Origin of the sequence: Arthrobacter koreensis, assembly GCF_035792275.1 — a bacterium.
Classification (GTDB): Bacteria; Actinomycetota; Actinomycetes; order Actinomycetales; family Micrococcaceae; genus Arthrobacter_B; species Arthrobacter_B koreensis_A.
Map to the genome: position 1 here is coordinate 193,074 of NZ_JAMWKK010000005.1, position 26,988 is coordinate 220,061.

The 26,988-nt window shown below is 66.2% G+C and carries 26 protein-coding genes; 3 read left to right on the plus strand and 23 right to left on the minus strand.

Annotated elements, in window-relative coordinates:
• Positions 1–7 precede the first annotated feature (7 nt).
• The 22 genes from NGB94_RS07230 to dinB all read right to left on the minus strand — a co-directional run bounded on the left by NGB94_RS07230 (position 8) and on the right by dinB (position 23,203).
• Positions 8–943, minus strand: coding sequence for an RluA family pseudouridine synthase (locus NGB94_RS07230; RefSeq protein ID WP_325789937.1), 936 nt, complete (start codon positions 941–943; stop codon positions 8–10).
• Positions 936–1,505, minus strand: coding sequence for a signal peptidase II (gene lspA / locus NGB94_RS07235; RefSeq protein ID WP_325789938.1), 570 nt, complete (start codon positions 1,503–1,505; stop codon positions 936–938). Before lspA ends, NGB94_RS07230 begins: the two co-directional genes overlap by 8 nt.
• 168 nt (positions 1,506–1,673) lie before the next feature.
• Entirely contained in the window at positions 1,674–2,333 is a 660-nt protein-coding gene (locus NGB94_RS07240) for a DivIVA domain-containing protein (RefSeq protein WP_325789939.1), read from the minus strand.
• A gap of 148 nt (positions 2,334–2,481) precedes the next feature.
• Positions 2,482–2,775 (minus strand): YggT family protein, encoded by a 294-nt coding sequence (locus NGB94_RS07245; protein ID WP_152229168.1) that lies wholly within the window; start codon positions 2,773–2,775, stop codon positions 2,482–2,484.
• 60 nt (positions 2,776–2,835) lie between these two features.
• The gene (locus NGB94_RS07250) at positions 2,836–3,369 is read right to left on the minus strand and encodes a cell division protein SepF (RefSeq protein WP_325789940.1); all 534 of its coding nucleotides are present in this window, start codon (positions 3,367–3,369) and stop codon (positions 2,836–2,838) included.
• Positions 3,370–3,451: 82 nt separating this feature from the next.
• A complete protein-coding gene (locus NGB94_RS07255) occupies positions 3,452–4,198 on the minus strand; it encodes a YggS family pyridoxal phosphate-dependent enzyme (protein WP_325789941.1) in 747 nt (248 codons plus the stop codon).
• A 32-nt stretch (positions 4,199–4,230) separates the two neighbouring features.
• Positions 4,231–4,941 (minus strand): polyphenol oxidase family protein, encoded by a 711-nt coding sequence (locus NGB94_RS07260; protein WP_325789942.1) that lies wholly within the window; start codon positions 4,939–4,941, stop codon positions 4,231–4,233.
• A gap of 31 nt (positions 4,942–4,972) precedes the next feature.
• Positions 4,973–6,139, minus strand: a complete 1,167-nt coding sequence (ftsZ, locus tag NGB94_RS07265) for a cell division protein FtsZ (protein ID WP_325789943.1) — start codon at positions 6,137–6,139, stop codon at positions 4,973–4,975.
• Between the two features lie 216 nt (positions 6,140–6,355).
• Positions 6,356–7,363 carry a cell division protein FtsQ/DivIB gene (locus NGB94_RS07270; protein ID WP_325789944.1) on the minus strand — a complete coding sequence of 336 codons (1,008 nt, stop codon included), beginning with the start codon at positions 7,361–7,363 and terminating at the stop codon, positions 6,356–6,358.
• Positions 7,353–8,792 (minus strand): UDP-N-acetylmuramate--L-alanine ligase, encoded by a 1,440-nt coding sequence (murC, locus tag NGB94_RS07275; RefSeq protein ID WP_325789945.1) that lies wholly within the window; start codon positions 8,790–8,792, stop codon positions 7,353–7,355. The genes NGB94_RS07270 and murC overlap by 11 nt, the downstream gene beginning before the upstream one ends.
• The gene (gene murG / locus NGB94_RS07280; protein ID WP_325789946.1) at positions 8,789–9,898 is read right to left on the minus strand and encodes an undecaprenyldiphospho-muramoylpentapeptide beta-N-acetylglucosaminyltransferase; all 1,110 of its coding nucleotides are present in this window, start codon (positions 9,896–9,898) and stop codon (positions 8,789–8,791) included. Before murG ends, murC begins: the two co-directional genes overlap by 4 nt.
• Entirely contained in the window at positions 9,895–11,226 is a 1,332-nt protein-coding gene (locus NGB94_RS07285) for a putative peptidoglycan glycosyltransferase FtsW (RefSeq protein ID WP_325789947.1), read from the minus strand. The genes murG and NGB94_RS07285 overlap by 4 nt, the downstream gene beginning before the upstream one ends.
• Positions 11,227–12,768 (minus strand): UDP-N-acetylmuramoyl-L-alanine--D-glutamate ligase, encoded by a 1,542-nt coding sequence (gene murD, locus NGB94_RS07290; protein ID WP_325789948.1) that lies wholly within the window; start codon positions 12,766–12,768, stop codon positions 11,227–11,229. It abuts the gene before it with no gap.
• Complete coding sequence (gene mraY / locus NGB94_RS07295; protein WP_325789949.1) at positions 12,765–13,871, minus strand: phospho-N-acetylmuramoyl-pentapeptide-transferase; 1,107 nt, start codon at positions 13,869–13,871, stop codon at positions 12,765–12,767. Before mraY ends, murD begins: the two co-directional genes overlap by 4 nt.
• Positions 13,868–15,352, minus strand: a complete 1,485-nt coding sequence (locus NGB94_RS07300) for a UDP-N-acetylmuramoyl-tripeptide--D-alanyl-D-alanine ligase (RefSeq protein ID WP_325789950.1) — start codon at positions 15,350–15,352, stop codon at positions 13,868–13,870. The genes mraY and NGB94_RS07300 overlap by 4 nt, the downstream gene beginning before the upstream one ends.
• 6 nt (positions 15,353–15,358) lie before the next feature.
• On the minus strand, positions 15,359–16,951 hold the full coding sequence (locus NGB94_RS07305; protein ID WP_325790025.1) for a UDP-N-acetylmuramoyl-L-alanyl-D-glutamate--2,6-diaminopimelate ligase: 1,593 nt from the start codon (positions 16,949–16,951) through the stop codon (positions 15,359–15,361).
• Positions 16,952–17,002: 51 nt separating this feature from the next.
• Complete coding sequence (locus NGB94_RS07310) at positions 17,003–18,796, minus strand: penicillin-binding protein 2 (protein WP_325789951.1); 1,794 nt, start codon at positions 18,794–18,796, stop codon at positions 17,003–17,005.
• Positions 18,797–18,823: 27 nt separating this feature from the next.
• Positions 18,824–19,516, minus strand: a complete 693-nt coding sequence (locus NGB94_RS07315) for a hypothetical protein (RefSeq protein WP_325789952.1) — start codon at positions 19,514–19,516, stop codon at positions 18,824–18,826.
• Positions 19,516–20,511, minus strand: a complete 996-nt coding sequence (gene rsmH / locus NGB94_RS07320) for a 16S rRNA (cytosine(1402)-N(4))-methyltransferase RsmH (protein ID WP_325789953.1) — start codon at positions 20,509–20,511, stop codon at positions 19,516–19,518. The genes NGB94_RS07315 and rsmH overlap by 1 nt, the downstream gene beginning before the upstream one ends.
• Positions 20,512–20,706: 195 nt before the next feature.
• Positions 20,707–21,138: a division/cell wall cluster transcriptional repressor MraZ gene (gene mraZ / locus NGB94_RS07325; protein ID WP_325789954.1), complete on the minus strand. Its 432-nt coding sequence runs from the start codon at positions 21,136–21,138 to the stop codon at positions 20,707–20,709.
• A 291-nt stretch (positions 21,139–21,429) separates the two neighbouring features.
• Positions 21,430–21,810, minus strand: a complete 381-nt coding sequence (locus NGB94_RS07330) for a DUF3040 domain-containing protein (RefSeq protein ID WP_325789955.1) — start codon at positions 21,808–21,810, stop codon at positions 21,430–21,432.
• 169 nt (positions 21,811–21,979) lie between these two features.
• Positions 21,980–23,203 carry a DNA polymerase IV gene (gene dinB / locus NGB94_RS07335; RefSeq protein WP_325789956.1) on the minus strand — a complete coding sequence of 408 codons (1,224 nt, stop codon included), beginning with the start codon at positions 23,201–23,203 and terminating at the stop codon, positions 21,980–21,982.
• A gap of 84 nt (positions 23,204–23,287) precedes the next feature.
• Here dinB and NGB94_RS07340 point away from each other — a divergent pair, with 84 nt between their 5' ends.
• The gene (locus NGB94_RS07340) at positions 23,288–23,803 is read left to right on the plus strand and encodes a hypothetical protein (protein ID WP_325789957.1); all 516 of its coding nucleotides are present in this window, start codon (positions 23,288–23,290) and stop codon (positions 23,801–23,803) included.
• Between the two features lie 68 nt (positions 23,804–23,871).
• Positions 23,872–24,948, plus strand: a complete 1,077-nt coding sequence (locus NGB94_RS07345; protein ID WP_325790026.1) for a polyprenyl synthetase family protein — start codon at positions 23,872–23,874, stop codon at positions 24,946–24,948.
• Between the two features lie 8 nt (positions 24,949–24,956).
• Here NGB94_RS07345 and NGB94_RS07350 read toward each other — a convergent pair whose 3' ends face one another.
• Entirely contained in the window at positions 24,957–25,310 is a 354-nt protein-coding gene (locus NGB94_RS07350; protein WP_325789958.1) for an Rv2175c family DNA-binding protein, read from the minus strand.
• A gap of 277 nt (positions 25,311–25,587) precedes the next feature.
• On the opposite strand from NGB94_RS07350, the gene NGB94_RS07355 reads away from it, so the two are divergent.
• Positions 25,588–26,925 carry a LysM peptidoglycan-binding domain-containing protein gene (locus tag NGB94_RS07355; protein ID WP_418910618.1) on the plus strand — a complete coding sequence of 446 codons (1,338 nt, stop codon included), beginning with the start codon at positions 25,588–25,590 and terminating at the stop codon, positions 26,923–26,925.
• Positions 26,926–26,988: the final 63 nt, after the last annotated feature.

Here is a 26,988-nt window from a genome sequence, read left to right on the forward strand (position 1 = left end):
ACGGTGCTTAGATGTCGCCGCGTCCCAGCGCGTCGAGGGCGTACTGGAGGTCCTGCGGGTAGGCCGAGGTGTACTCCACCCATTCCCCGGTTCCCGGGTGGGTGAATCCAAGCTTCCGGGCATGCAGCCACTGCCGGGTGAGCCCGAGTTCCGCTGCCAGGCGCGGGTCGGCTCCGTAGGTCAGGTCCCCGGCGCACGGGTGGCGCAGGGCGGAGAAGTGCACGCGGATCTGGTGCGTGCGGCCGGTCTCCAGGTGCACTTCCACCAGGGAGGCACGGCCGAAGGCCTCAAGGACCTTGTAGTGCGTCACGGAGTCCCGGCCGTCGTCGACGACGGCGAAGCGCCAGTCGTGGCCCGGGTGGCGCCCGATCGGGGCGTCGATGGTGCCTTCCAGCGGATCCGGCAGGCCCTGGACCAGCGCGTGGTATTCCTTCTCCACGGTGCGGTCACGGAAGGCCTGCTTCAGGAGCGTGTAGGCATGTTCGGTCTTGGCAACGACCATGACGCCGGAGGTTCCGACGTCGAGCCGGTGGACAATGCCCTGCCGCTCCCCCGCCCCGGAAGTGGAGATCCGGTAGCCTGCGGCCGCCAGGGCGCCCACAACGGTAGGCCCAACCCATCCCGGCGAGGGATGCGCAGCGACGCCCACGGGTTTGTCGATCACCACGAAGTGCTCGTCGTCACCGAGGATCTTCAGGTCATCTACGGGCTCGACGACGACGGCCAGCGGGTCCGGCTGTTCCGGCACGTCAGCGGCAACACTGTCCCCGGCACGCAGCCGGTCGGACTTGGCCAGCGGACGGCCTGCGCGGGTGAGCCAGCCTTCGGAACACCAGCCCGCGGCGGTGGATCGGGAGACTTCCAGCAGTTCGGCCAGCGCGGCGTCTGCCCGGACGCCGTCGTGTTCTTCACCGATGCTGAAGCGTTCGTGGATCTCAGGCATCGGTGCTGTCCTTGCCTGCCGCTGCCCGGGTGCCGTCCATGTTGATGCCGCGCAGAGTCAGCAGGCACACCAGGATCACGCCCGAGACAACACAGGAGTCGGCGATGTTGAAGATGGCAAAGTTGGGGAAGGCGATGAAGTCCACCACGTGGCCCTGCCCGAACGAGGGTTCGCGGAACAGCCGGTCCGTGAGGTTGCCTACGGCACCGCCCAGGACCAGGCCCAGGGCAACGGACCAGGCGGCCGAACGCAGCCGGAACATCAGGTAGATGAGGAACCCGGAAACCAGGACCATGATGATCGTGAAGATCCAGGTGTAATCCGTGCCGATGGAGAACGCGGCGCCGGGGTTTCGGATGAAGTGCCAGCGCAGCAGCGGCGGCAGGACGTCCGTGACCTGACCCTCGGTCATCGTTGCAACGACCCAGATTTTGGTGAGCTGGTCGAAAACCCAGGCAGCAAGTGCGATGACCGCCATGATCAGTGCATAACGGGTCAGTGCGGCTTTGGGACGCGCAGGCGGCTGCGGCTGCGGAGCAGGGGCCGGAGTTGAATCAGTCATGGTGCTTTCGGGGTCGGGCAGCGGAGGGACAGTTTGCCGGGAGGCATGTCCAGGCACTGGAACAGCATGGGCCGGTGGCCGGGAGATCCCGGCCACCGGCCCATGGCTCTGTTACCAGTCTAATCCTGATTCATATCCGTCCAGGCGGAAACGACTAGCTGCACACGCTTAGGCGTCTGCGGTCTCCGAGGCTACCGAGCCGCGGGAATCGAGGTCGCGCAGCTGGCCTTCGATGTAGGCCTTGAGGCGTGAACGGTAATCCCGCTCGAAGCCGCGCAGCTGCTCCACCTTGCGCTCCAGCAGCGCCTTCTGCTGCTCGAGGGAGCTGAGGATCTTGCGGCTCTTCTCCTGTGCTTCGGTAACCAGGCCGCTGGCTTCGATCTGTGCCTCGGCAATGATCTTGTCGCGCTGCTCGACGCCGGCGCTCACGTAGTCGTCGTGCATCTTCTGGGCCATCGCCAGGATGCCGGCGGCCGACTCAGCCGTATTGGCGGACGGGCCGGGCTCTGCGGCGCGCGGGGCTTCAGCCTTGGGCTCTTCAACCTTCGGTGCCGGAGCCGGTTCGGGCTTCTTCTCTTCCTTGACAGGCTGGGATACCTGCTCGGTCTTTGCCGCAGCAGAAACCGGGGCGGGAACCTGGTTGCCAGCAGGAGCATCAGCCACTGCCTCGGCGAGCTGCCGGCGCAGGTCCTCGTTCTCGGCATTCAGCCGGCGGAGCTCCACGACGATCTCGTCGAGGAAGTCATCCACCTCGTCCTGGTCGTAGCCTTCACGGAACTTAGTCGGCTGGAACCGCTTATTGACTACATCTTCTGGCGTCAGGGCCATCTGGTCACCTCATACTGGTTATCAGGCCGGCCTGCCCTGGGGCAGTGAGCCTAGTTACAGAATCTCGAACATAAAATCAGGGATCATTTCAATATAATTTTCACATTATATCTTTTGCGAACCGATATCGAACCAACCCCTCGTCTGCCTAGCGAACGGCTGCTGCCCACACGATCTGCATGGCAATGCTGACCACGATGAAGAGCACCAGGAACGCCAGGTCGAGGGAGATCCCTCCCAGCCGCAGCGGCGGAATAATCCGCCGCAGCGCCCTTATGGGCGGGTCGGTGGCTCCGTAAACGGCGGTAGCAAGGACCAGTGCAGGCCCCTTGGGCCGCCACTGCCGGGCAAACATCTGCACGGCGTCATAAACGATGCGCAGGATCAGGGCAAGCTGAAACAGCATCAGCACCAGGTACAGCAGGGCAAAAATAATACTCACGCGTGTTGTCGTTTCCGCCGTAGGAGAACGGCTGCCCGCTCCGCCCGCGAGGGGCGGCGGCTAGCTCTGGTTGAAGAACGTGGACTGGGACTCGCTGACCTTCTTGTCATCCCCCAGCACCTCGACGTATGACGGCGAGAGCAGGAAGACCTTGTTGGTCACCCGTTCGATGGTACCGCGCAACCCGAACACAAGTCCCGCCGAGAAGTCCACGAGACGCTTGGCGTCGGCTTCTCCCATGTCGGTGACGTTCATGATGACCGGAATCCCGTCGCGGAAACTCTCGCCAATGATCTTGGCGTCGTTGTAGGAACGGGGATGGACGGTAGTGATTTGCCGCAAACCTGCCACGTCTTCCTTTGCCGATGAGGGGGCCCGCTTGATCGGAGTTACCGGAGCACGGTATTCCTCCACCGCGGTCTTGCGCTCGGGCTGGGACGGTGCGGCCGGCTCACGGTCGATCCGCTCGCCTTCCGGTGCGCGGTCCTCATCCCTGGCCGGAGCCTCGCGGACAGGCTTCTGCTCGTCCTCGTACAGCTCATCGCCATCGGCGAGCCCAAGGTAGATCATCGTCCTGCGCATTGCGCCAGCCATGGTTGCTCCTTCAGTCCTTCAGCGTCCCGCGTTATCCAGTGGTACCCAGTGATTTGCAGTGTTACCCCTGCCGTCTTTGACGCTACCCCACAGCGGGGCGGGGACCGAGAACATCCGAACCAATCCGCAGGTGTGTCGCGCCGTGCGCCACTGCGGCTTCAAGGTCCTGGCTCATCCCTGCGGAGATGCCGGCGGCCCCGGGATAGGCGGCTGTCAGTTCAGCCGAGTGCTCCTGCAGCCGGGCGAAGGCTGCCGCGGGGTCCTCACCCAGGGGCGCCACCGCCATCAGTCCGGCCAGACGCAGTCCGTCGGCTGCAGCCACAGCCGCTGCCAGGTCCATCATGTCTCCGGGGCGGGCTCCGCCGCGGCCGGGCTCCAGGTCCTCGCCAAGGCGCAAATCCAGCTGGAGATAGCAGTCCAGCGGTTCCCTTGCCGGTTCGCCGGCGTCGGCCCGGCGGCGGTTCTCTGCTGCCATTGCCTTGCCGAGGGCCGTTACCAGGCCGGGCCGGTCAACTGAGTGAACCGCTGCGGCATACCGGACCACGGATTTCGCCTTGTTGGTCTGCAGCTGCCCGATGAAGTGCCACTTCAGGCCGGACCCGTCCAGTTCGGCTGCCTTGGCTTCGGCTTCCTGCGCCTTGTTTTCGCCGACGTCGCGGACTCCGAGGCCCGCCAGGGCGGCGACGTCGGAGGCTGGGAAATACTTGGTCACGACGATGAGCGCCGGTTCCGTCCGTGCGCTTGCTTCCGCAGCCTCCGAGATGCGGCGCCGAACCCGGGCCAGGCGTTCTTCCAGCTGTGCTGCACGGTCAGTGGTGGTGGTGCTCATGGGTTCCTCATGCTGCTGTAGTTCGTTGCCCGTCAAGGGTGCTGTCGGGCCTGCCAGATGATGCCGGCAAAACGGCCCGTTGGTGCATCCCGGCGGTGGGAAAAGAGTTCCGGTTCTTCCATGGTGCACCCGGGGATCATCTGCACGGCGATGCCCAGTGACTGAAGCTGGTTCCGGGCGGCCGCGGGCAGGTCCAGCGCCGGTGTCCCCCAGCTGGTTTCTGACGCAGCGCCGGGAAGGTGGGCTGCACCGGAGACCATTTCCCCGGGGACCTCATAGCAGTTTCCGCAGACTCCCGGCCCGATCCACGCCTGGATTCCGTCGGCCCCGGCATACCGGAGCGCAGCCGCCGTGTTGGCCAGGATCCCGTCCAGCAGTCCGCGGCGTCCGGCGTGTGCTGCTGCCGTGGCGATGCCGTCGGGACCAGTGCCGGCAAAGAGGACCGGCAGGCAGTCGGCAACCATGACGGCAAGCGGGGTGGATCCATCAGCGCTGACGAGGGCATCCGCGACGGGCACCTCCCCGGGAGCCGGCTTGCCGTCCACCAGGGCCACGTCCGCGGAATGCACCTGCTCCATGAACCGCAGCGATCCGGGTTCCACGCCCATGCGCTGCTCCAGGGCGGAGCGGCGGCCGCAGACGGCGGCGGAATCGTCCCCAACGTGCAGCGCGAGGTTGCCCGCCGCCGTGTCGGTGAAAGCTACCCGGATCCCCTGGGGACCCTGCCCTTCCCACCAAAACATACGATCGAACAACCCCGCGCCGGTGTTGGTCTTACTTGAGGAAATCAGGAACGTCCAAGTCGTCCTGGCGTCCTGCACTGAGGTCCGGCTCAACAACGGCCGGCAGGTCCACGTCGAAACCGGCGTCAGCCGGAACGGTCTGCGGGCGCTGGGCCCACGCGGAGGTACCGGCACCGGCGGCGGCAGCAGCCGCAGACGGAGAGGACAGCGGCTGCTCAGCGGGCTTGACCGAGGCAGGCTGTGACGTGACGTCCACCTGGTCGAACCCTGCGGCGATAACGGTAACGCGTGCTTCGTCGCCGAGGGCGTCGTCGATGACCGCACCGAAGATGATGTTGGCTTCGGGGTGGGCAACTTCCTGCACCAGGCGGGCTGCTTCGTTGATCTCGAACAGGCCGAGGTCCGAACCGCCCTGGATGGACAGCAGCACGCCGTGCGCGCCGTCGATCGAGGCTTCCAGCAGCGGAGAGGCGATGGCCAGCTCCGCGGCCTTCACGGCACGGTCTTCACCGCGGGCCGAACCAATGCCCATCAGCGCGGAGCCTGCGCCCTGCATCACGGACTTCACGTCGGCGAAGTCGAGGTTGATCAGGCCGGGGGTGGTGATCAGGTCGGTGATGCCCTGGACGCCGGACAGCAGCACCTGGTCAGCCGAGCGGAACGCATCCAGCATGGAGACGTTGCGGTCGCTGATGGAGAGCAGGCGGTCGTTCGGGATGACGATCAGGGTGTCGACTTCGTCCCGCAGGGTGTCGATGCCGGACTCCGCCTGGTTGGACCGGCGGCGGCCTTCGAACGTGAAGGGACGCGTGACGACGCCGATGGTCAGGGCTCCAAGGGAACGGGCGATCCGGGCTACCACGGGCGCGCCGCCGGTGCCGGTTCCGCCGCCTTCGCCGGCGGTCACGAAGACCATGTCCGCGCCGCGCAGCACCTCTTCGATCTCCTCGGCGTGGTCCTCCGCCGCCTTCCGGCCGACTTCCGGATCAGCTCCGGCGCCCAGACCGCGGGTCAGTTCACGTCCGACGTCGAGCTTCACGTCGGCGTCGCTCATCAGCAGCGCCTGGGCGTCTGTGTTGATGGCGATGAATTCGACTCCGCGGAGTCCGACGTCGATCATTCGGTTTACGGCATTCACGCCGCCGCCGCCGATGCCGACGACCTTGATGACGGCCAAGTAATTCTGCGGTGCTGCCACGTCCTGTGTCCCTTGTTCGAATCTGTGCAACTGATCAATGTGGCCGGGTCTGCCCCGGCCGAAACCTTCAACCGAACAACCTTAACCCTCGACTTGAGGGTTATAGTTATGTCAAGTAATGCTCTACTCCCGACGCTATGGGGCGCCGCATGCTTGCGCAATTACCGTTCAGCGCGTGTCGGTCAGAAACTTCGCGGGTCTTAGCCGCCGGTGTGCTCACCGGGTCACCGGCCGGTTGGGGGTGCTTACGTCAAACACTGAGACCGGCGGGTCTGCGGCGGGCATCAGCAGCAGGGCCTCGAGTGCCCGCGCCTTCGCCGCGTTCGCGTCCGCGCTCCCCCAGAATACCGTCTGGCCGCTGGTGAGCTTGAGTTCCACGGAGTCGACTGTCTCTGCCGAAGCATGGTCCAGCATGCCCAGCACGTTGGGCGGCAGGGCTGCGAGCACGGCCGTAACGGTGGGGAAGACCGAGCTGTTGACCGCTTCGGTGCCGCCGTCGATCAGCGGCAGGGCTGCCTCGCCCCGCTCCCCTACGGACTTGAGCTGGCGCCCCTCCTCGTCAATCAGCAGGAACTCCCGGCCGTTCTGCAGCACTGCCACCGGCACCCGTTCGGTTATCGTGACCACGAGGTCCGACGGCGGCACGGCGGTTACCTCCACTCCCTGCACCTCCGGACGGTCAGCAAGCAGGGATGCGGCGTCCGAATCCGAGATAAGTGCCAGAGGCGTACCCAGCAGCGGCGCCAGGGCGGCTTCCGCCTCCTGCGCAGGCAGCAGGGTATTCCCCTCCACCCGGAGGTTCTTCAGCGTCAGGGCCGGCGAGAAGAAGACGACAAAGAACAGTGCCGCGAGCAGCAGCACGGCCGTGCCGGTACCGGCGAGGAGATAGCGCCGGCGCCGGCGGACCGGCGGCTCCGGGAACGCCAGGATGCTCGCGTCGGGTCTTTCCTGCCCGCCCTTCGCTGCGTTGGCTCCGCCGGTGCCCGGCCCTTCTGCGGGGAAGTCGCCGAACGCTTCCCTGGTCGCGGAAATGGTGGCATCCGGGCGCCCGGAAACCCCGGGGCGCAGTTCGTGGATCTGCGCTTCCTGGGTTTCCAGCACCTCGACCTTGGCAGAGTTGGCTGCGCTGCGCGCAGGCTGTGCACGTTCCCCGTGCGTACCTGCCGCCGGAGTCTTCGGGCCCGCCGCTGCCGCCGGCGGACGGCGGGGTTTCCTACCCGGCATCGGCGGAGCTCCCGCCGGGTGCGGGACCGCCAAGGGCAGCTACAAGCTCCGGCCCGTACTGCGTGACGTCCCCCGCGCCGACGGTCAGGACGATGTCGCCGGAGGAAGCGCGCGCGGCGATCTCCCGGACGGCGCTGCCGGCGTCCGCGGCCACACTGGAGGGCGTCCTGAGCCGGGCGGTAATCAGCTCGGAGGTTACGCCGGGAATGGGGTCCTCACGGGCGGGATAGATCGGCAGCACGGTAACCGAGTCGGCCAGGTCCAGTGCCTGCGCGAATTCAGCCGCGAAGTTGCGGGTGCGGCTGAACAGGTGCGGCTGGAAGAGGACATGGACCGAACTGCTGCCGGCTACGGCACGGGCGGCCTGAAGCGCGGCGGCGACCTCCGTCGGGTGGTGCGCATAGTCGTCGAAGACACGGACACCGCGGGCTTCGCCCTTCGGCTCGAAGCGGCGCGCTGCCCCGGAGAAAGTCTCCAGGCCGCGTGCGGCGGTCTCCGGTTCCACGCCCAGCGCCAGGGCCACAGTGAATGCAGCAGCACCGTTCAGCACATTGTGCCGGCCCGGTACCTGCAGGGCCAGTCGCTGCTCATGGTCGCGGTTCCCGTGCCGGAAATGCAGGACGCTCGTGCTTTCCCGGCCTTCGGCTGCGGTGTCCGAAATCCGTACATCCGCACCCGGCGCATACCCGTAGGTCCGCACCAGCGGCCGCGCGGTTCCTTCCAGCGGCCGTTCGGTGCGTGCCAGGAGGTCACGCACGCCGGGATCATCCGCGCACGCCACCAGGACACCGTCCGCGGGGAGCAGGTCCACGAACCGGTCAAAGGACGCGAACACCGCCTCAGCTGTTCCGTAGTGGTCAAGGTGGTCTGCCTCGACGTTGGTGATTACGGAAATCCGGGGTGAGTAGTTCAGGAACGAGCCGTCGGATTCATCCGCTTCGGCAACGAACACGCCGCCGGACCCTGCCGCGGCGTTGACGCCAAGGGCAGCGACGTCCCCGCCGATGGCGAAGGAGGGGTCCCGCCCGGCTTCGCGGAGCAGCACGGTGATCATCGCCGTCGTGGTGGTCTTGCCGTGGGTGCCTGCAACGGCAACCACCTCGTGGCCTTCCATAGCCGCCGCCAGGGCCTCGGACCGGTGGAGAACGCGCAGGCCGGCGGCCTCCGCGGCGGCAAGTTCCGGGTTCTCGGCACGGATTGCGGTGGAAACAACCACCGTCCCTGCTCCGGTTACGTTGGCGGCGTCATGGCCCACATGCACGGCCGCACCCAGTGCCTCGAGGGCGCGCAGGCCGGCGGAGTCACGGGCGTCGGAGCCGGACACCCGGACACCGCGGGCAAGCATGACACGAGCAACGGCGGACATGCCTGCTCCGCCGAGGCCAATGAAATGGACCTGTCCCAGGTCCTCAAGCAACAGGTCGCTCATGCGTCTTTCCGTTCTGCTGCCGCGAGGATGAGCTCAGCCATTCGGGTATCGGCGTCGCGGATCCCGCGTGCGGCGGAAGCCTCCGCCATCGTCTTCAGTGCCTTTGGATCCTGCAGGAGCGGAATGAGGTTCGCGCTGATCCATTCGGGGGTGAACTGCGAGTCCCGGACCAGGAGGGCGCCGCCGGCCTCCACGAGTCCGGCCGCGTTCAGCGCCTGTTCTCCGTTGCCGTGCGGAAGCGGAACAAGGACGGCGGGCAGTCCCACGGCCGAGATTTCACTCACCGTTCCGGCCCCGGAACGGGCCAGCAGGAGGTCCGCTGCGGCGTAGGCCAGTTCCATCCCGTCAACGTATTCGACCTGGCGGTACAGCGGGGCCGTCAGCGCCTTGCCTTCGGCGTCCGCTGCCGCCTTGCCCCGGCCGGTAACGTGCAGGGTCTGGATACCGGCGGCGGCCAGCGCGGGAAGGGCCGCGGTGACGGCTGCGTTGATGCTCGCCGCACCGGAGGAACCGCCCGTGACAACCAGGGTGGGCAGGTCCTGGTCGAGTCCCAGTGCCTGGCGCGCATCGTGCCTTGCGGCCTCGCGGTCCAGGCCGGAGATCTCCCGGCGCATGGGCATGCCGACCCAGCGGGCGCCGGGAAGTTTGGTTTCCTCGAAAGCCACGCCCACCACGGCCGCGCTCTTGGCACCGACCCGGTTGGCCAGCCCCGGACGAGCGTTCGCCTCGTGCACCACAACGGGGATCCGGCGCTTGCGGGCAGCCAGGTACACGGGAGTTGAAACGTAGCCGCCAACGCCCACTACGACGTCGGCCGCGGCCTCATCGAGTACCTCCCCTGCCTGCCGCACGGCACGGGCCAGCCGGGCGGGAAGCCGGGCCAGGTCGCCGCTGGGCTTCCGCGGCATGGGGACACGGTCAATCACGGCAAGTTCATAGCCTGCTGCAGGAACCAGCCGGGTTTCCATGCCGGCCGAGGTGCCCACCACCCTGATGCGGGCATCGGGCCGCAGCTGCCTCACGGCGTTTGCTATGGCCAGCATCGGGCTGATGTGCCCTGCTGTGCCGCCGCCGGCGAGTACTACGGAAAGTGGGGACTGCGTCATGGAGCTGTGGGTTCCCTTTCAGGGATCGTGCGTGCAAAGGACAAGAGGACGCCTACGGCAGCCAGCGTGAACGTCAGGGACGAGCCGCCGTAGGAGATGAACGGGAGCGGAACGCCGATGACGGGCAGCAGCCCGGTGACCATGGCGATGTTCACGGCCGCCTGGCCGATGATCCAGACCAGGATGCAGCCGCAGACGATCCGGATGAACGGCTGGGTGTGGCGCATGGTTACCCGAACCGTGGCCACTGCAAGGATACCGAAGAGCACCAGCACCACCAGTGTGCCCAGCAGTCCGAACTCCTCACCGATGATGGCGAAGATGAAGTCGTTGTGGGCCTCGGGAATCCAGTTCCATTTCTGCCGGCTCTGTCCGATTCCCACGCCGAACCACCCGCCCGAGGCCAGCGCGTACATGCCTGCGTTGGCCTGGTCGCACAGGCCGGCCGAGCAGTCCAGCTGAAGCCAGGCGCTGATCCGGCTGGTCCGGTTGCCGCTGCCGATTGAAAACACGGCAGCAGCACCGGCGGCGAGCAGGCTGAGGATACCGAGCAGCTTCAGCCGGGCACCGGCAAAGAAGAGGGCTGCGAGCATGATCAGGCCCATGATGATCACGGTGCCGAGGTCGTGCCCCAGGAGCACGAGGAAAATGAGCAGGCCGCCGCCGGGAAGCACCGGAATGACGGCGTGCTTCCAATGGCTGATCAGCGGTCCCTTCCGTGACAGGACCGCGGCGAACCATACAGCCATGGCGAGCTTGGCAGCCTCGGAGGGCTGGCCGGTGACGGGACCGAATGCGAGCCAGTTCTTGTTGCCGTTCACCTCGACGCCGATGAAGAGCACCAGGACCAGCAGGACCACGGCTGCACCGAGGGCGGGCCAGGCGATGAACCGGTAGAAGCGCGGTCCGAAGCGTGAGAGCCCGAGCATCGCCGCCACGCCGATGGCGGCGAACATCAGCTGTTTCATGAAGAGATCGAACGTGGTGGCCTCGCCGGCGGCCGATCCGGCGGCTGCTGCGATGGCCTCCACGGAGGAAGCCGAAAGGACCATCATGAGCCCGATCGCGGTCAGCGCCAGTGTGGCGCCGAGGATCATGTAGTAGCTCGATCCCGTGGCCTTGGCATCGCTGCCTTCAAGCAGGACCATAAACGCGGTGAACCGCTCGCGCAGCCGCAGCCCGTGCTTTTTCGGTGCCTCGGTTTCGGCTGCTGCGGGCCGGCGGGGAGCGGTGGTGACCGGCTTTGCCGCTGCAGGGCCCGGGTGTGCGCCTGCCGGGCGCCTACGCGCCGTCGGCTTGCGGCCTTTGCCCGTGGGCGTGGTCACCATCTACGGCTCCTCGGTGGTCTGCGCCTGTCCTTCCACGTATCCGCGGACAGCTTCGATGAAGGCTTCGCCTCTGTGGGCGTAGGAGCGGAACTGGTCCATGGACGCCGATGCCGGAGCCATGAGGACCGTATCCCCTGCCTGTGCCGTGCCGGCTGCGGCTGCCACGGCCTGGACCATGACGGCTTCGCCGGTGGGCGTTCCTTCTTCTCCAGTGTCCGCCTGCCGGGCTTCAATTACCGGGACATTGGGAGCGTGTCGGCCCAATGCCGAGCGCAGCTGCGAAGAATCGGCGCCGATCAGCACCACGGCACGCAGGCGCTGCGCGTGGGCGGCCACCAGTTCGTCGTACGTGACGCCCTTGGACAGGCCTCCGGCTATCCAGACAACGCTGCTGAATGCAGCGAGGGATGCTGCTGCGGCGTGCGGATTGGTGGCCTTGGAGTCATTGACCCAGAGGACGTCGTTGAGCTTGGCCACCGGCTCGATCCGGTGGCCGCCGGGGGCGTAGTTCCGCAGCCCGTCGCGCACGGCAACGGGCTCGACGCCGAAGGCGCGTACCAGCGCCGCGGCGGCGAGGGCATCGGCAGCCAGGTGGCGGGGGGCGCTGTCGCCCAGGTCGTCCAGGGATGCCAGTTCCGCAGCGGAGTTCCGGCGTTCCTCGATGAAGGCCCGGTCCACGAGCAGCCCTTCGACGATTCCCACCATGCTGATGGCCGGCGTGCCCGTGGTGAAGCCCACTGCGCGGCAGCCCTCAACGACGTCGGCTTCCTCGACCATATGCTCGGTCTCGGCCTGCTCGGCGTTGTAGATGCAGGCCACCTGGGTGTTCTCGTAGACCTTGGCCTTGTCTGCACTGTAGGCCTCGTAGCTGCCGTGCCAGTCCACGTGGTCTTCGGCAATGTTCAGGCAGACGCTGGCCAGCGGTGACATGGAGTAAGTCCAGTGCAGCTGGAAGCTGGAGAGTTCGACGGCGATCGCGTCCCAGCCCTGGGGGTCCCGGATGGCGTCCAGGATGGGCGTGCCGACGTTGCCTGCCGCTACAGCCCGCAATCCGGCTGCGCGCAGCATCGACTCGGTCATCCCCACCGTGGTGGTCTTGCCGTTGGTGCCGGTGATGGCCAGCCACGGCGCCGTCGGACGGCCTTCGCGGATGCGCACCCGCCAGGCCAGCTCGACGTCTCCCCAGATGGGGATGCCGGCGTCCGCTGCAGCCGCGAGGAGCGGGTGGGTGGGCCGGAAGCCGGGTGAGGTGACGACGAGTTCTGCCGGCTCTCCGTCTACCAGGGCCAGTCCGGACATGGCGTCTGCCCCGAGGAGGACGTCTGCCGCGCCGACGATCCTGAGGGTGTCGGCCTTTCCGCGGTTCTCTTCGGAGTCCTGGCCGTCCACGACGACCACGCGGGCGCCAAGTTCAATCAGCGTGTCCGCTGCAGAGAAGCCCGAAAGCCCGATGCCGGCTACCAGGACGCGCAGGCCGCGCCAGTCCGAGTCCCAGGTGGTCAGGGTCTCCAGACGGGCGTTTGATGAAGAGGGGATGCTCACTGTCCAGCCACCCAATCAGCGTAGAAGATTCCCAGGGCGAGGGCGACGCAGAGTCCGCCGATAATCCAGAAGCGGACCACCACCGTGACCTCGGCCCAGCCCTTGAGTTCGAAGTGGTGCTGCAACGGCGCCATCTTGAAGACGCGTTTGCCGCCGCTGAGCTTGAAGTAGCCCACCTGGATAATGACCGAGGCGGAGATGATCACGAAGAGTCCGGCCAGGATGACCAGCAGGATCTCGGTCCGGGAGAGGATCGCGAAGGCTGCGATGGCGCCGCCAATGGCAAGCGAACCGGTGTCTCCCATGAAGATCTTTGCCGGCGAGGTGTTCCACCAGAGGAAGCCGACCAGTGCACCGGCCATGGCGCCGGCCAGCAGGGCCAGGTCCATGGGGTCGCGCACTTCGTAGCAGACTCCGGTTTCGCCCGGGTTGGCCAGGCAGGACTGGTTGAACTGCCAGATGCCGATGAGGAAATACGCACCGAACACCAGGATGGACGCACCGGCTGCCAGGCCGTCGAGGCCGTCTGCCAGGTTCACCCCGTTGGTCGCGGCGGTGATGATCACGCTGGACCAGAGGATGAACAGGATGGCGCCGATGATCGTGCCGGCGAAGGCCAGGTCGATCGCCGTGTCGCGGACGAAGGAAACGTTCGTGGACGCCGGCGTCAGGCCGGCATTGTTCGGGAACTGCAGGGCGAGGATGGCAAAGACGATGCCTACCGCCGCCTGCAGGATGATCTTGGCCTTGGCATTCAGGCCCAGGGACCGTTGCCGGGAGATCTTGGTGTAGTCGTCGATGAACCCCACGAAACCCATGCCCACCATCAGGAACAGCACCAGCAGCCCGGACGCGGAGGGCCCAAAGGTGGTGGGGTTGATCGCATAGGAGATCAGGTGCGTGATGAAGTACGAGGCAACCACGGAGGCCACAATCACGGCACCGCCCATGGTGGGCGTTCCGCGCTTGGTGTGGTGCGACGTCGGGCCGTCGTCACGGACGAACTGTCCGTAGCCCTTCCTCACGAGGAAGCGGATGAACAGCGGCGTGCCGGCGAAGGCCAGCACCAGGGCCAGCAGGCAGCCAATGAGGAGGGAGATCACAGTGCCTCACCCCGGCTGGATTCGTCCTGGGCGCCGCCGGCTGCGGAAAGGGTATTCAAGGCAATCCGATCACCAAGGAACCGCAGGCCGGCCCCGTTGGAAGATTTGAACAGGACAATGTCCCCTGGTTCCAGGGAGGCTGCCAGGATGGCCTCGGCCTCTTCGGGAGTCTCGGCGAACGTCGATTCGTCGCCCCAGGAACCCTCCATGACGGCCCCGGTGTGCAGTGCGCGCGCACCGGTGCCCACGACAATGAGCTTGGAGATGTTCAGCCGGACCACATAGCGCCCAATGGCGTCATGCTCGGTGACTGATTCATCGCCAAGTTCGAGCATCTCCCCCAGCACTGCCCAGGTACGGCGGCCCTTGCCGAGTTCAGCGAGGGTCCGCAGGGCAGCCCGCATGGACTCGGGGTTGGCGTTGTAGGCGTCGTTGATGACCGTAACGCCGTCTGCGCGGTCGGTGCGTTCCATCCGCCAGCGGCTGGCCGCTTTCTGTCCGGAGAGGCCGGCGGCGATGTCCGCGGGAGCAATGCCGGCGGCGAAGGCGGCGCCGGCGGCTGCCAGCAGGTTGGCCGTGTGGTGGGCGCCGATCAGGCCGGATTCGACCCGGTGCTGCTCACCGTTCGGGAACTCAAGGGTGAAGACGGGCCGACCCTGTTCGTCCGTCCGTGCGTCGACGGCGCGCAGCGTGGCGTGGTTGCCCGGCAGCTCGTCGGAGGAGGATGTGAAGGACAGGACGGTGGCTGTGGTCCGCTTGTCCATGGCAGCAACGCGGATGTCGTCACCGTTGAGCACGGCCGTGCCTTCCGGGGCCAGCGCCTCGACCATTTCTCCCTTGGCCCGGGCAATGTTCTCCACGCCGCCGAATTCGCCGGCGTGGGCGGTGCCCACGCACAGGACGACGCCGATGTCCGGGCGGACCATGTCCGCCAGGTAACTGATATGCCCGACGCCGGTGGCACCCATCTCGACGACGAGATAGCGCGTGCCGTGCCCGGCGCTGAAGATGGTCAGCGGAACCCCGACTTCGCCGTTGTAGGAGCCGACCGGCGCCACGGTGTTCCCGTGCGATGCCAGGAGGCCTGCAAGCAGGTCCTTGGTGGTGGTCTTGCCGGCTGAACCGGTAATGCCAATGACAGTGAGCGGTCCCTCGGCGCGAAGCCGGCGGACAATCTCCGCAGCCAGCTGCCCCATGGCGGCCACGGCATCCGGCACTACGATGCCCGGGAACACGGTTCCGTCACTGCCGGTGACGGGACGCTCAGTCAGGGCCAGCGCGGCTCCTGCTTCGAAAGCCCTTGCCACGAAGAGGTGGCCGTCGGAAAACTCGCCGGGCTTGGCAATGAACAGGGCACCCGTACCCGCCTCGCGGGAGTCAGTGGTGGCCGACGTCACTGGGATGGAGGGGTCCGCTGCTGCGGCTCCAGCCAGCTCGCCGCCCGTAATTGCCGCAATTTCGGCTGCATTAAGTTCAATCATGACGAATTAGGACTCTACCCCGTCGTAAGTAGGCACTGTGAATCCGGCCCTGGCCAGCGCAGCGCGAAGTTCAACCCTGTCATCGAGTGCCAGATTGACTCCCTTGACCTCCTGCCAGACCTCGTGTCCGCGGCCCGCCACAAGAATGGTGTCGCTGGCTTCGGCCAGTTCAACGGCACGCGAAATCGCCGCGGCGCGGGGTGCCACTTCGAGGATCCGGGAGCCGTCCGGGCCGGCTGCCTCTGCCGCCCTGCGGGCGCCGCGCAGCACGTCCGCCCGGATGGCGGCGTCGTCTTCGTCATGCGGGTCGTCGTCGGTGACGATCACTACATCGGCCAGGCGGGCGGCAATTTCGCCCATCAGCGGGCGCTTGGTCTGGTCCCGCTCCCCCGTGGCACCGAAAACCACGATCACCCGGCCCTCGGGCCGGCGGACGGATTCAAGCGTGCGCTGAAGGGCATCCGGGTTGTGCGCAAAGTCAACAATTGCCGCGGGAGACTCGCAAAGCAGCTGCATCCGGCCGGGAACCTCAACGGTGAACGGGTCATGCTCATCCAGTGCCCGCTGGACCAGCGCCGGATCCACTCCGGATTCAAGGACCATGGCCAGGGCAAGGGCTGCATTGGAGACGTTGAAAGTGCCGGGCAGTCCGGTGCGCACGCGCAGCGGCGCTCCCTGCGGCGGGTGGAGCTCGAAACTGTGGCCCAGGCCCTGCCTCTGCACGGCGCGGACCTGCCAGTCGGCGTCGTGCACGCCGTCCGCTGTGGCAAGCGTGGTGCCTCGGCTGCCCGCTACCTCGGCCATGCGGCGCCCCCACTCATCGTCCACGGTGACCACGGCGCGCCTGCTGCGGCCGGCCCGGAACAGGTCCGCCTTTGCGGCGAAGTACTCCTCCATGGAGCCGTGCAGGTCCAGGTGGTCCTGCGTCAGGTTGGTGAAACCGGCGACGTCGAAAACCACCCCGTCCACGCGGCGGTAGGAAATGGCGTGGGAGGAGACTTCCATGGCGGCCGCGTCCAGGGCACGCTCGCGCATCAGCGCCAGCAGGCCGTGCACCTGGGGTGACTCCGGAGTGGTCAGGACGCTGGGTATCGCCTCACCACCGGCCAGGATCTCGATGGTGCCAATCAGCCCCGTGGACCGGCCAAGGGCCTTCAGCAGCGAGGTGATGAAGTACGTGGTGGTGGTCTTGCCGTTGGTTCCGGTCACGCCGAAAAGCAGCGGTGCGCTGCCGTCCTGCGGCTGGCTGTTGAACACGGCGGCCGAAAGCGGCCCCACCAGCCGGCGGATGTCCTCGGCCAGGAAAACCGGCAGGCCGGTGTCCGGCAGCTGGGCCAGTCCGGCAGCGTCTGTGAGGACCGCTGCCGCTCCGGCTGCTGCGGCGTCGGCCGCGAACCCGGCTCCGTGATGACGCGCACCGGGAAGTGCGAGGTACAAATCCCCGGGCAGGATTTGCCGGGAGTTGATGCATACTCCGGTGAGCTCAACAGACCACGCGCCTGCCTCTGTTCCGGGCGCCGCAGTGATGGCCGGAGCCCCCTGGGGAAGTGCCGCCGCGGCGTCGGCCAGGCTGACCGGCTGCACCCGTTCCGGGCGCATGCTGCTTTGGGCACGCTGATGGTTGCTATGTGGCACTGCACTGCTCCAGCTTTAGTACTCGATGGGGTACGTAACCGGCTCCCCTTCGGAGGGGGCTACGTTGTTGGTGGTCAGGACCTGTTCCATAACCTTCTGGAAGGTCTTTCCGGGTTCTATGTAGTAGAGGTCTCCCTTGGGCCGCTGCAGGGTCACCACAGCTACGTACTTGGGATCGTCCATGGGTGCAATACCAGCATAGGAGACGGTGTACCCGTCGTATCCGCCGCTGGGGCTTGGCGCCTCCGCGGTGCCGGTCTTCGAGCCGACGCGGTACTTCTCCAGCGCTCCCGAGGCACCGGAGCCTTCGACCGTGGTGGTCTCCAGCATGTGCTGCACTTCCAGTGCTGTCTTCTCGGAGACCACACGGGTTCCGGGCTTGGACTCTGCCGGGTGCTCGTTGCCCTCGGCATCTATGCGGGCATCTACCAGCCGCGGGGGCAGGCGCACGCCGTCGTTGGCGATGGTCTGGTACACCATGGCGGTGTGCAGGGCGGTCTGGGTGAGGCCCTGGCCGAAAAGCACGGTGTACTGCTGGCGGGTGTCCCAGTTCTCCGGCGGAGCCAGCAGCCCGGAGGTCTCGCCGTTGAGGCCGGTTCCCAGCTCGGTGCCAATGCCGAATTTCCGCAGCCAGTCGTAGCGCTGCTGGGGCGTCAGCTGCTGGCCCACCATCACTGTGCCCGTGTTCATTGACTTGGCCAGCACGCCGGATGCAGTCATGCGGACCGTGCCGTGGTCAAAGGCATCCTTGAACGTCTGTCCGTCGATGGAATAGGTGTTGTCGATCTGGAACTGGGACGTGGGACTGATGATCCCCTCTTCGATCGCCGCGGCCATGGTGATGACCTTCGTCGTGGAACCGGGCTCGAAGGAGTCCGTGACTGAGCGTGCCTTGCGCGACTCGGCGTCCGTGGCACCCGGGTTGTTCGGGTCCACGGTCGTTGACTCGGCCATGGCCAGGACGTTGCCTGTCTCCACCTCCACAACGACGACGTTTCCCCATTCGGCGTTGTATTCGCGCACCTGGTCCGCGATGGTCTGCTGGGCGAACCACTGCAGGTCCTGGTCGATGGTGAGCCGGATCGAGTCCCCGTCCTGGACAGGCACATCCTCATTGGTGGCATAGGGGATGCGGATGCCATCCCCGCCGATCTCGTAGGTCTTGCTGCCGGCCTCACCGGCAAGGATTGAATCCTGGGTCAGTTCCAGGCCCTCCTGGGCCCCTTCTGTGCCCAGGAATCCAACGATCGATCCGGCTACGGGTCCGGACGGGTAGGTGCGCAGCGTTGTGCGGTCCGCATACACGCCGGGGAATTTCACGGCCAGGACCTTGTCCCGGATTTCCGGGGTGACTGTCTTTGCGACGAAGTTGAAGCCCTTGTCCCCCAGGACCGAGCGGCGAAGCGTCTGCGTATCCTGGCCCAGGATGGCGGAGAGTTCCTGCAGCGCGGCGTCGAACGTCACCGTCTCAAGGTCGCCCTCGGCGTTGCGCCGCTGGTATTCCTCGTCGTCGTAGGCAGCGGAAAGCCGCTGGTCCACCACAATGTCGAAGCGTTCCACGCTGCGGGCCAGGTAGTTGCCCTCGTTGTCCAGGATTCCACCGCGCAGTGCCGGAACCTTCACGGTCACCAGCCGGTTCGCCACGGCCGCGTCGGCCATGCCCTCGGGGTCAACGGCCTGTACCTGGAAGAGCCGCACGCCCAGGAGTGTAAGCAGCACCAGGACGATCAGCAGGCCCGCCCGCAGCCTGCCGGTGACGAGGGTTACCCTGTGGTTCTCCTGTACCGGAGCCTGTCCTGCTTTTGCCACAACGTGTCCTCGCCGGTGCTGGTTGGTTTACTGGCCGCTTCTCTGGCTCGGAGCCGGAATCGTGCCGCCGTTCAAATCGGGTTCCGCCGGAGCGGGAGCCGGTGCCGGCTCTGCCTCTGCGCCGGCAACAGCGCTGTCCTGCTGCGCTGCATCCTTCTGCTCCGCGGCCCGGGCATTTTCAGCCGGTTCCGGGGCTGCAGGCTGCGCCGGGGTCACCGGCTGGGTCAGGACCTGGGGCAGTTCAATCAGGGTTCCGGGGCCTGCGCCTTCCTTGGCGGGCTCCGGTTCCCCGGTGACCGCCAGGGTCTGCAGGTCGATCGTACCGAATGTGGGAGAGACGACCATTCCCAGGTCCGCCGCGGCCCCGGCAAGGACCTGGGGAGCCTGGTTGTGCTCAACCTGCTGGGTCAGCGCCTCGTTCTTCTGGATGAGTTCCGTGCGTTGGTTCTGCAGCTGTACCAGCTGGTACTGACCGCTTGAAACCGAAATGTTCAGCCCCAGGACGGCGACGAGGCCGGCGGCAAGAACGGCAAAGCACAGCGCGGCCACGGGCACGCGGCGCCGGCGTGCGGCGGCCGGCACCAGCGAGAGCGGAGTCCGGCGCCGCGGTGCGGGCTGCTCCGGGGCTTCGTGCGGCAGCGCATGCGCGAGGTTGCCCTGGACGGGCTGGGCGGCCCGGGCGGGAACCTGCGGCCGGCGCCGGCCTGATCGTTCAGTCATCAGCGTGCCCCATCCATGGTTGCGCGAATCCGTTCGACTGCCCGCAGCTTGGCCGAGGCCGCGCGCGGGTTTTCTGCGATTTCCTGTTCCGTGGGAACTTCCGTTCCCTTGGTCAGGCGCTTGAGTTGTGCCTTGTGTTCTTCGAGCTCCACCGGGAAGCCCTTGGGCGCAGAGGACCGTGAACCGGCAGCGAAGATATCCTTCACGATCCGGTCCTCAAGGCTGTGGTAGGACATCACCACGATGCGGCCGCCGACTCCGAGAACGGACAGGGCGGACGGAATGGCACGTTCAAGCACATCGAGTTCCTCATTGACCTCGATGCGAAGGGCCTGGAAGGTGCGCTTGGCCGGGTGGCCTCCGGTGCGTGCCGCTGCCGCGGGGACCACGGCCCGGATGGCCTCAACCAGCTCACCGGTGGTGGAGAACGGCTTGCGGGCGCGGGTCGAGACGATGGAGGACGCGATCCGCCCCGCGAACTTCTCTTCGCCCCAGCGCCGGATGATCGAAACCAGCTCAGCCTCGTCGTAGGTGTTGACGATCTCCGCGGCGGTGCGGCCGCGGCTCGTGTCCATGCGCATGTCCAGCGGTGCGTCATACGAGTAGGCAAAGCCGCGGTCCCGCTCGTCGAGCTGCATAGAGGACACGCCGAGGTCGAAAAGCGCACCGTCGATTGAATCGAAGCCGAGGTCCTGGACCACGTCGGCAATTTCGTCGTAGACGGCGTGCACCAGGTCGGTGCGGTTCTCGAAGGCGGCGAGCCGCTCCCCTGCCAGCGCAAGCGCCTGGGTGTCCCGGTCGATGCCGATCACGTGCAGCTTCGGGAAGCGCTCAAGCATGGCCTCGGTGTGTCCGCCCATTCCGAGGGTGGCATCGACGACGACGGCGGTGCGCCCGGCTGCTTCGGCTGCCTCGATGGCGGGGGCGAGCAGGTTGATGCAGCGGTCCCGCAGTACGGGTACGTGCCGGTCCTCAGTTGGACGGTCTTCGTTCATTGGTCTCTCCCTCCGCTGCCTGTCCGGTGCAGCGGGTTCTTGGACCAGATCCCCATCCGCGCCTCACGGTACGCCTGGCTCCGGGGAAGGTGAGCCAGGTGAATTCCGCGGGGCGGCTGGAGATCTCGTTCAAGATCCCGCCGTTGCCGGCTTCGAATTTCCCTGGGTGCTGCTGTACTGCCTGCTTTGCAACGGCTAGAAGATGCCGGGCATCGTGTCTTCGTCTGTTTCCGAAAACGCGTTCTCCTGTTCTTCCAGATATTCCTGCCATGCCGTGGCGTCCCAGATCTCGGCCCGGGTGCCTGCGCCGATAACGGCGAGTTCACGTCCGAGCCCGGCATACGAGCGCAGTGCCGGCGGAATGGTGACGCGGCCCTGCTTATCGGGGACTTCGTCAGAGGCTCCGGACAGAAACACCCGAATGTAGTCACGTGCCTGGCGTGAAGACAGGGGTGCCTGCCTCATCTGCTCGTGGACCTTTTCGAATTCCTTCTGGCTGAAGACGTAGATGCAGCGTTCCTGGCCCCGTGTCAGCACCAGCCCGTCAGCCAGTTCGTCACGGAATTTGGCCGGAAGAATGAGCCTGCCCTTCTCATCAAGGCGCGGCGAGTGAGTTCCGAGGAACATCGCTCACCACCTGTCAGATTCGGGAGTTCCACCCCTCCTATACCGCCCTACCCTCTTACGCCCCCCACTTTACTCCACTTCCCTCCACAGTCAACGCAATTCGATAACGTTTTTCGGCGCGTCGCGCCCCTTCTTCCCAGTGAGGGCGCGGCAAAGCGGCCAGTGGTGCGCGGTGGAGGAAAAAGTGCACCTCAAGGCGCCTCGGAGCGGTTAAACGAAAGAAGACCCGCCTTGGCGGGTCTTCCTGGCCTCCTGCGGCAGGGCCGGGGAGGAAAGTGGAGCTGGGCGGCGCTAGGGCTGGTCCCGCTTGCGCTCGTCCCACTTGTTTTCGAGATTGGACATAAATCCGCGCGGGGCCGCCGCGCGTTCCTTGCGGCCTGCAGGAACCCGGGGCTCGCTCTGCTTGCCCTTGGTAGTTGCGTAGTACATTCCGGCGCCCATAACCATGAAGCCCAGAATGCCGACCAGGATGTTCAGTGGACTGTCCAGGGTTATCCCCAGTATCAGGACTGCTATTCCGGCGACTGCCACGAGAGCGCCCAGCACGATTCGCCGGGTGGACATGCCCCGGCCCGCCGATGATGCCATGGAATTGGCGAATTTCGGGTCCTCGGCGTGTAATTGCTGCTCCAGCTGATCAAGCAAGCGCTGCTCGTGTTCTGAGAGTGCCATTACTGTCTCCTTGCGGTCCAAATGTGCCCTGTAAACCAAGCAACGAACCCGGCGTGGTGGTTGTTCCCGCTGAAGTGTCGACGCTGATCTGCACTTACCCTCAAGGATAGATTGCAAACGGGTCCGGGGAAAGCCGCTTTCAGGCGGGGCCAAACCTCTCAGCTAAACCTCAGCCTGGTTCCCCCTGCGGCCGGTTCCTCTCCCGCCCCAGCAGGCGCGCCGGCATGATGCCGGACTCCCCGAACCTCCGGTTGATGCGGTCCAGCGCGTCCTCCGCCGAGCGCCAGTTGTCATCCCTGCCGTCCAGGGTCAGCTGCTGGGCGGCGCCGTCCGCAGTCTCGAGGTTCTCCGCGCGCAGTCCGATCAGACGCACGCTCATGGGGCGCCTGCCCAGCCCGGCCAGCAGGCCCCGCACCGCTTCGTAGAGGAGCTGCGCGCTGTCGACCGGCTCTGTGAGGGTGCGCGACCGCGTAAGCGTTGAAAAATCGGCATACCGGAGCTTCAGCGACACCGAACGGCTCTGCAGTCCGGCGGCCCGCATCCGGGCAGCAGTCCGGTGTGCCAGCCGCAGGAGTTCGGTCTCCAGTACGTCGTCCTCATCCACGTCACGGGCAAAGGTCTCCTCCGCCCCAATGCTTTTCTCCACTCGCACCGGAGTTACGGCACGCTGATCACGCCCCCACGACAGGTCGTAGACGTGCCTGCCGGTCGATCCGAGAAGGCGCTGCAGTACGGCCGGGGGCGTATGTGCCACGTCGGCAACAGTGTTGATGCCGACCCGGGCCAGTGCTTCCCGGGTCTTGGCCCCCACGCCCCAGAGCGCGGACACATCCAGCGCGTGCAGGAAAGGTACGGTCTGGTCCTTCGGCACTAGGAGCAGCCCGTCAGGCTTGGACCGCGTAGAGGCAATCTTTGCGACGAACTTGGTGGAGGCTATCCCGACGCTCGCCGTAATCCCAAGCTCCCGCGACACCCGGCTGCGCACCAGTTCGCCGATCTTCCGCGGAGGACCCAGCCGGCGCATGGACCCGGCGATGTCCAGGAATGCCTCATCCACGCTCAGGGGTTCGACCAGCGGCGTAATCGACTCGAATATCGCCATGAGCCGTGCGGACACCTGCCGGTAGACGTCCTGGTGTGGTTCCAGGATCCGCGCCTGGGGACAAAGCCTGCGTGCGGTCACCATGGGCATGGCTGACCGGACCCCGAACCTCCGCGCCTCGTAGGAGGCGGAGAGGACAACCGACCTGCCGCCGAGCCCGCCGACGATCACAGGTGTGCCGGCAAGTTCCGGCCGGCGGAGCAGTTCAACGGCGACGAAGAAGGCGTCCATGTCCACGTGCATGATGGTGCAGTCCCGGTTTTCCGCCGGTGCCTGCGTTTCAGTTCCCACGTCCTCATACTAAGCAGCCATCGGACACCCTGAGGCTCCCCTAGACTGGATTCAGGCCCTGACCCTTCGTCGATGCGGATCCACATGAAGAAAATCGTCGCCATTGCCTTCAGCGCAGCCGTACTGGCCGCTGCCGCCGGCTGCAGTTCCGAAAACAGCTCCCCCGCCGAGTCGCCTTCGCCGTCCGGCACAGCAGCGTCCGCTTCGTCCTCGCCCACGCAGGAAAGCCCCACGCCGGCACCGTCGCCGTCCTCGGCCATCGCCGACGGGTTCCCCGAAGCCCTTATTCCCGTCTTCGCGGGGTCCGAGCCCACCGCGTCCAGCTTCGAAGCTGACGGCGGACTGCTGACGGCGTCACTGACCGCGTCCTCCCCCGCTGCGCCGGAGGAGATCCTCGCCTTTTACACCACCCACTTCGAAGGGCTCGGCTTTACGGCCCTCGAAGGGGATGCCGTCGATTCAACGCCGGCCAAGGACTTCGCCCGGACCACTGGGGCGGAGACCGAAACCGTGAACGTTTCAGTCATTACGCGTGACGGCAGCTCCATTTACACCGTGGGGGCCAACGTGCTTCCCGGCACCGCAGAGACTGCAGGATAGGACAAGCAGTGAGCCAGGCACCCGCCGCATCAGAAGCCAACAGGGAACCCGGAAGGGCATTCGGATCCGTGCCTGAGGAGCAGGCCGCCTACCGGCAGTCCCTCTCCGTGGACCTGGAGCAGTTCCTGGAGATCCAGCGCGGGATCCTGGAAGATGTTTCAGCTGAATCCGTCCCGCTGCTCGGCGCCGTGCAGTCGCTGGCCAGGGGCGGCAAGCGGCTGCGGGCGCTGCTGAACTACTGGGGCTGGCGCGGTGCCGGAGGCGATGTGCTTGGCGCCCCTGCAGTCCGGGCAGGCGTGGCTCTGGAACTGTTCCAAAGCGCGGCCCTGATCCACGACGACATCATTGACCGCTCCGACACGCGCCGCGGTGCGCCGAGCGTCCACCGGCACTTCAGCAACCGCCACGCAGAGGCTGACTGGTTCCTGGACGGAGCCCATTTCGGGTCCTCTGCGGCAATCCTTGCCGGCGACCTCTGCCTGGCCCTGAGCGAGGAGGCGTTTGCCTCCGTTGGTGAACGAGCCGCGTACAACACCCGCGCACGGGCGCTCTTTAACCGGATGCGGACGGAGGTCATGGCCGGGCAGTACCTGGACATTCTCGAAGAGGTAGTGGGGCCGGGACACGACCCCGAACGCGCCGTCGTGCGGGCGCGGAACATCCTGCGCTATAAATCCGCCAAATACAGCATTGAGCATCCGCTTGCCATTGGCGGAGCGCTGGCCGGTGCCGGCGATGACCTGCTCGCCGCGTACTCGGAGTTTTCGCTCCCGCTGGGCGAGGCCTTCCAGCTGCGCGACGACGTGCTGGGTGTCTTTGGCGATCCCGAGCTCACCGGGAAGCCCGCAGGCGACGACCTGAGGGAGGGAAAGCGGACCGTGCTCATCGCGTATGCGCTCAGCACGGGTTCCGAGGCTGTCCGGAAGGAAATCACGGACAAACTGGGCCGGCCGGACCTGAACGACGATGCTGTGGCGTCCCTGCGGACTGCGATCGAGGAAAGCGGCGCACTGGCCACCACTGAATCACTTATTGCCGAGCACACCGAGCAGGCCTTCAGCACCCTTGCCGCACTGGCAGTGGATGAGCAGACCCGCTCGGCGCTTGAATCACTGGCGCACGCGGCAGTGACCCGTACTGCCTAGGAGCTTCTCTACCAGGCCAGGGCCTGGGCCCGGCGGCGGATTTCCGTCTTGCGGCCTTCCTTCAGGGCGTCCACGGGACGGCCGGGAAGGGTTTCGTCGGCGGTGAAGAGCCAGCGGAGCATCTCTTCATCGGAGAAGCCTGCATCCGTGAGGACCGAAATAGTCCCCTTCAGGCTGTCCAGAATCGTTCCGTCATTAATAAAGGCGGCGGGCACGCTGCGGATTTTGCGCTCTCCGAGCCGCACCGCAAGGAGCGCCCGTTCTTCCAGCAGGCTGTGCACCTTGCTGATTGTTACGTCTAGTTGTTCGGCCACATCGGGCAGGGTTAGCCAGTCGGAAACCAGTTCCTCGAGTTCATTCACGTTCCCAAGGTTGCCATGCCTGCGGCAATACGGGCCAGTCGGGAGCCTTTTCGCCCCGTCCGCAAAGACCTAAAAGTTTCTCCCCGGGTATCGCAATCCGGCAATTCTCGTGTAAATTCGCATTAGTCACAGTAATCACACCTGTAACACCCGTATCACTACTTGTTTTTTGTCCCGCGGACTGCGGTAGAAGCCGCACCGCCAACAGATGAGGAAACAACCCGTTATGACCGTGCAGCCCAATGCCAGGCCGCGTACCGCAGCCTTGCCCCGCAAATTGAGCGTTGCTGTAACCACGGCAGCGATTCCGGCTGTCATGATGTCCTCACTGGCTCTCGCGGAACCGGCCCAGGCCGCGGTGCCGCAGTCTCCGGCCAAGGCGCTGTTCCCGCAGCTTCCCCTACAGGCGAAGAAGAACCTCACGGGCGCCGTCATTCCTGCAGCCCAGCTTGCGGCACAGGTTCCGGCTACCGTGGCTGCGGAATCAGCAGTGCCCGCGACGCACCGGATCGTTCCCGGCGACACCGTCAGCGCCATCGCCGCCCGGTACGGGCTGGACATGAACGAAGTGCTGCGGATCAACAACCTGACGCCGAGCTCGATCATCTACGCCGGCAAGGAACTCAAGCTGACCGGTTCGTCCCCGGCCCCCGCAGCGCCGGCCCCCTCGGCCCAGGCGCCTGCGGCCGGCACCTACACGGTGGCCGCAGGCGACACCCTCAGCGCGATCGCAGCGAAGCACGGCGTCAGCCTCGCCTCCATCCTCCAGGCGAACAACCTCAGCATGACCACCGTGATCTACCCGGGCGACAAGATCACCATCGGGGCAGGCGCTCCGACCTCCGTAACCACGGCGTCAAGCACTCCCGCACCTGCCCCGGCCGCTCCCGCCGCGCCGGCTGCCCCTGCCGCACCTTCGGCCGGCACTTACACGGTTGTTCCGGGCGACACGCTTGGCGCCATTGCCGCACGCCACGGCGTAAGCCTGAAGTCAGTGCTGGATGCCAATAACCTGAGCATGACCTCCATCATCCGGCCGGGACAGAAGATCTCCCTGTCCGGCGGCTCGACGGTCACCACGGCCTCCTCGGCGCCGGCTGCCCCGGCTGCGCCCGCAGCGGCACCGACGGACCTGGTGCCCAGCACCTTCCTGCATTACACATACCCGCAGCATGTTGTTGCGAACGCCAACCTGAACAAGCAGGCCCTGAACTCGGTTGACGTGCCTTCGCGGGCACAGATGCAGCAGATGGTCGCCAGCACCGCTGCCTCCATGGGCGTTGATCCCGCACTGGCGCAGGCCTTCGCCCTGCAGGAGTCCGGCTTCGACCAGCGGGCCGTCTCCCCTGCCAACGCCATCGGCACCATGCAGGTCATTCCCTCTTCCGGTGAATGGGCCTCGGACCTTGTGGGCCGCCAGCTCAACCTGCTCGACCCGCAGGACAACGTCACTGCAGGCGTGGCAATTATCCGGGCACTCGTACGCACGAGCCCCAGCCTTGAGGTCGCAATCGCGTCCTACTACCAGGGCCAGTACTCGGTGACCACCCAGGGCATGTACCCGGACACGAAGGCCTACGTGGCCTCGGTCCTCGCCCACCGGGCCGGCTTCTAGCAGCCCCGCACGGAACTGGAGCCGGGAGGCGGATCGGGTGTCGATCCGCCTCCCGGCCCTTTC

Excerpts from the sequence above, each read along its gene's own strand:
- NGB94_RS07230 (WP_325789937.1), bottom strand. The coding sequence starts at position 943 with ATGCCTGAGATCCACGAACGCTTCAGCATCGGTGAAGAACACGACGGC.
- lspA (WP_325789938.1), bottom strand. The coding sequence starts at position 1,505 with ATGACTGATTCAACTCCGGCCCCTGCTCCGCAGCCGCAGCCGCCTGCG.
- NGB94_RS07240 (WP_325789939.1), bottom strand. The coding sequence starts at position 2,333 with ATGGCCCTGACGCCAGAAGATGTAGTCAATAAGCGGTTCCAGCCGACT.
- NGB94_RS07250 (WP_325789940.1), bottom strand. The coding sequence starts at position 3,369 with ATGGCTGGCGCAATGCGCAGGACGATGATCTACCTTGGGCTCGCCGAT.
- NGB94_RS07255 (WP_325789941.1), bottom strand. The coding sequence starts at position 4,198 with ATGAGCACCACCACCACTGACCGTGCAGCACAGCTGGAAGAACGCCTG.
- NGB94_RS07260 (WP_325789942.1), bottom strand. The coding sequence starts at position 4,941 with ATGTTTTGGTGGGAAGGGCAGGGTCCCCAGGGGATCCGGGTAGCTTTC.
- NGB94_RS07270 (WP_325789944.1), bottom strand. The coding sequence starts at position 7,363 with ATGCCGGGTAGGAAACCCCGCCGTCCGCCGGCGGCAGCGGCGGGCCCG.
- murC (WP_325789945.1), bottom strand. The coding sequence starts at position 8,792 with ATGAGCGACCTGTTGCTTGAGGACCTGGGACAGGTCCATTTCATTGGC.
- murG (WP_325789946.1), bottom strand. The coding sequence starts at position 9,898 with ATGACGCAGTCCCCACTTTCCGTAGTACTCGCCGGCGGCGGCACAGCA.
- NGB94_RS07285 (WP_325789947.1), bottom strand. The coding sequence starts at position 11,226 with ATGGTGACCACGCCCACGGGCAAAGGCCGCAAGCCGACGGCGCGTAGG.
- NGB94_RS07300 (WP_325789950.1), bottom strand. The coding sequence starts at position 15,352 with ATGATTGAACTTAATGCAGCCGAAATTGCGGCAATTACGGGCGGCGAG.
- NGB94_RS07305 (WP_325790025.1), bottom strand. The coding sequence starts at position 16,951 with ATGCGCCCGGAACGGGTGCAGCCGGTCAGCCTGGCCGACGCCGCGGCG.
- NGB94_RS07315 (WP_325789952.1), bottom strand. The coding sequence starts at position 19,516 with ATGACTGAACGATCAGGCCGGCGCCGGCCGCAGGTTCCCGCCCGGGCC.
- rsmH (WP_325789953.1), bottom strand. The coding sequence starts at position 20,511 with ATGAACGAAGACCGTCCAACTGAGGACCGGCACGTACCCGTACTGCGG.
- mraZ (WP_325789954.1), bottom strand. The coding sequence starts at position 21,138 with ATGTTCCTCGGAACTCACTCGCCGCGCCTTGATGAGAAGGGCAGGCTC.
- NGB94_RS07330 (WP_325789955.1), bottom strand. The coding sequence starts at position 21,810 with ATGGCACTCTCAGAACACGAGCAGCGCTTGCTTGATCAGCTGGAGCAG.
- NGB94_RS07340 (WP_325789957.1), top strand. The coding sequence starts at position 23,288 with ATGAAGAAAATCGTCGCCATTGCCTTCAGCGCAGCCGTACTGGCCGCT.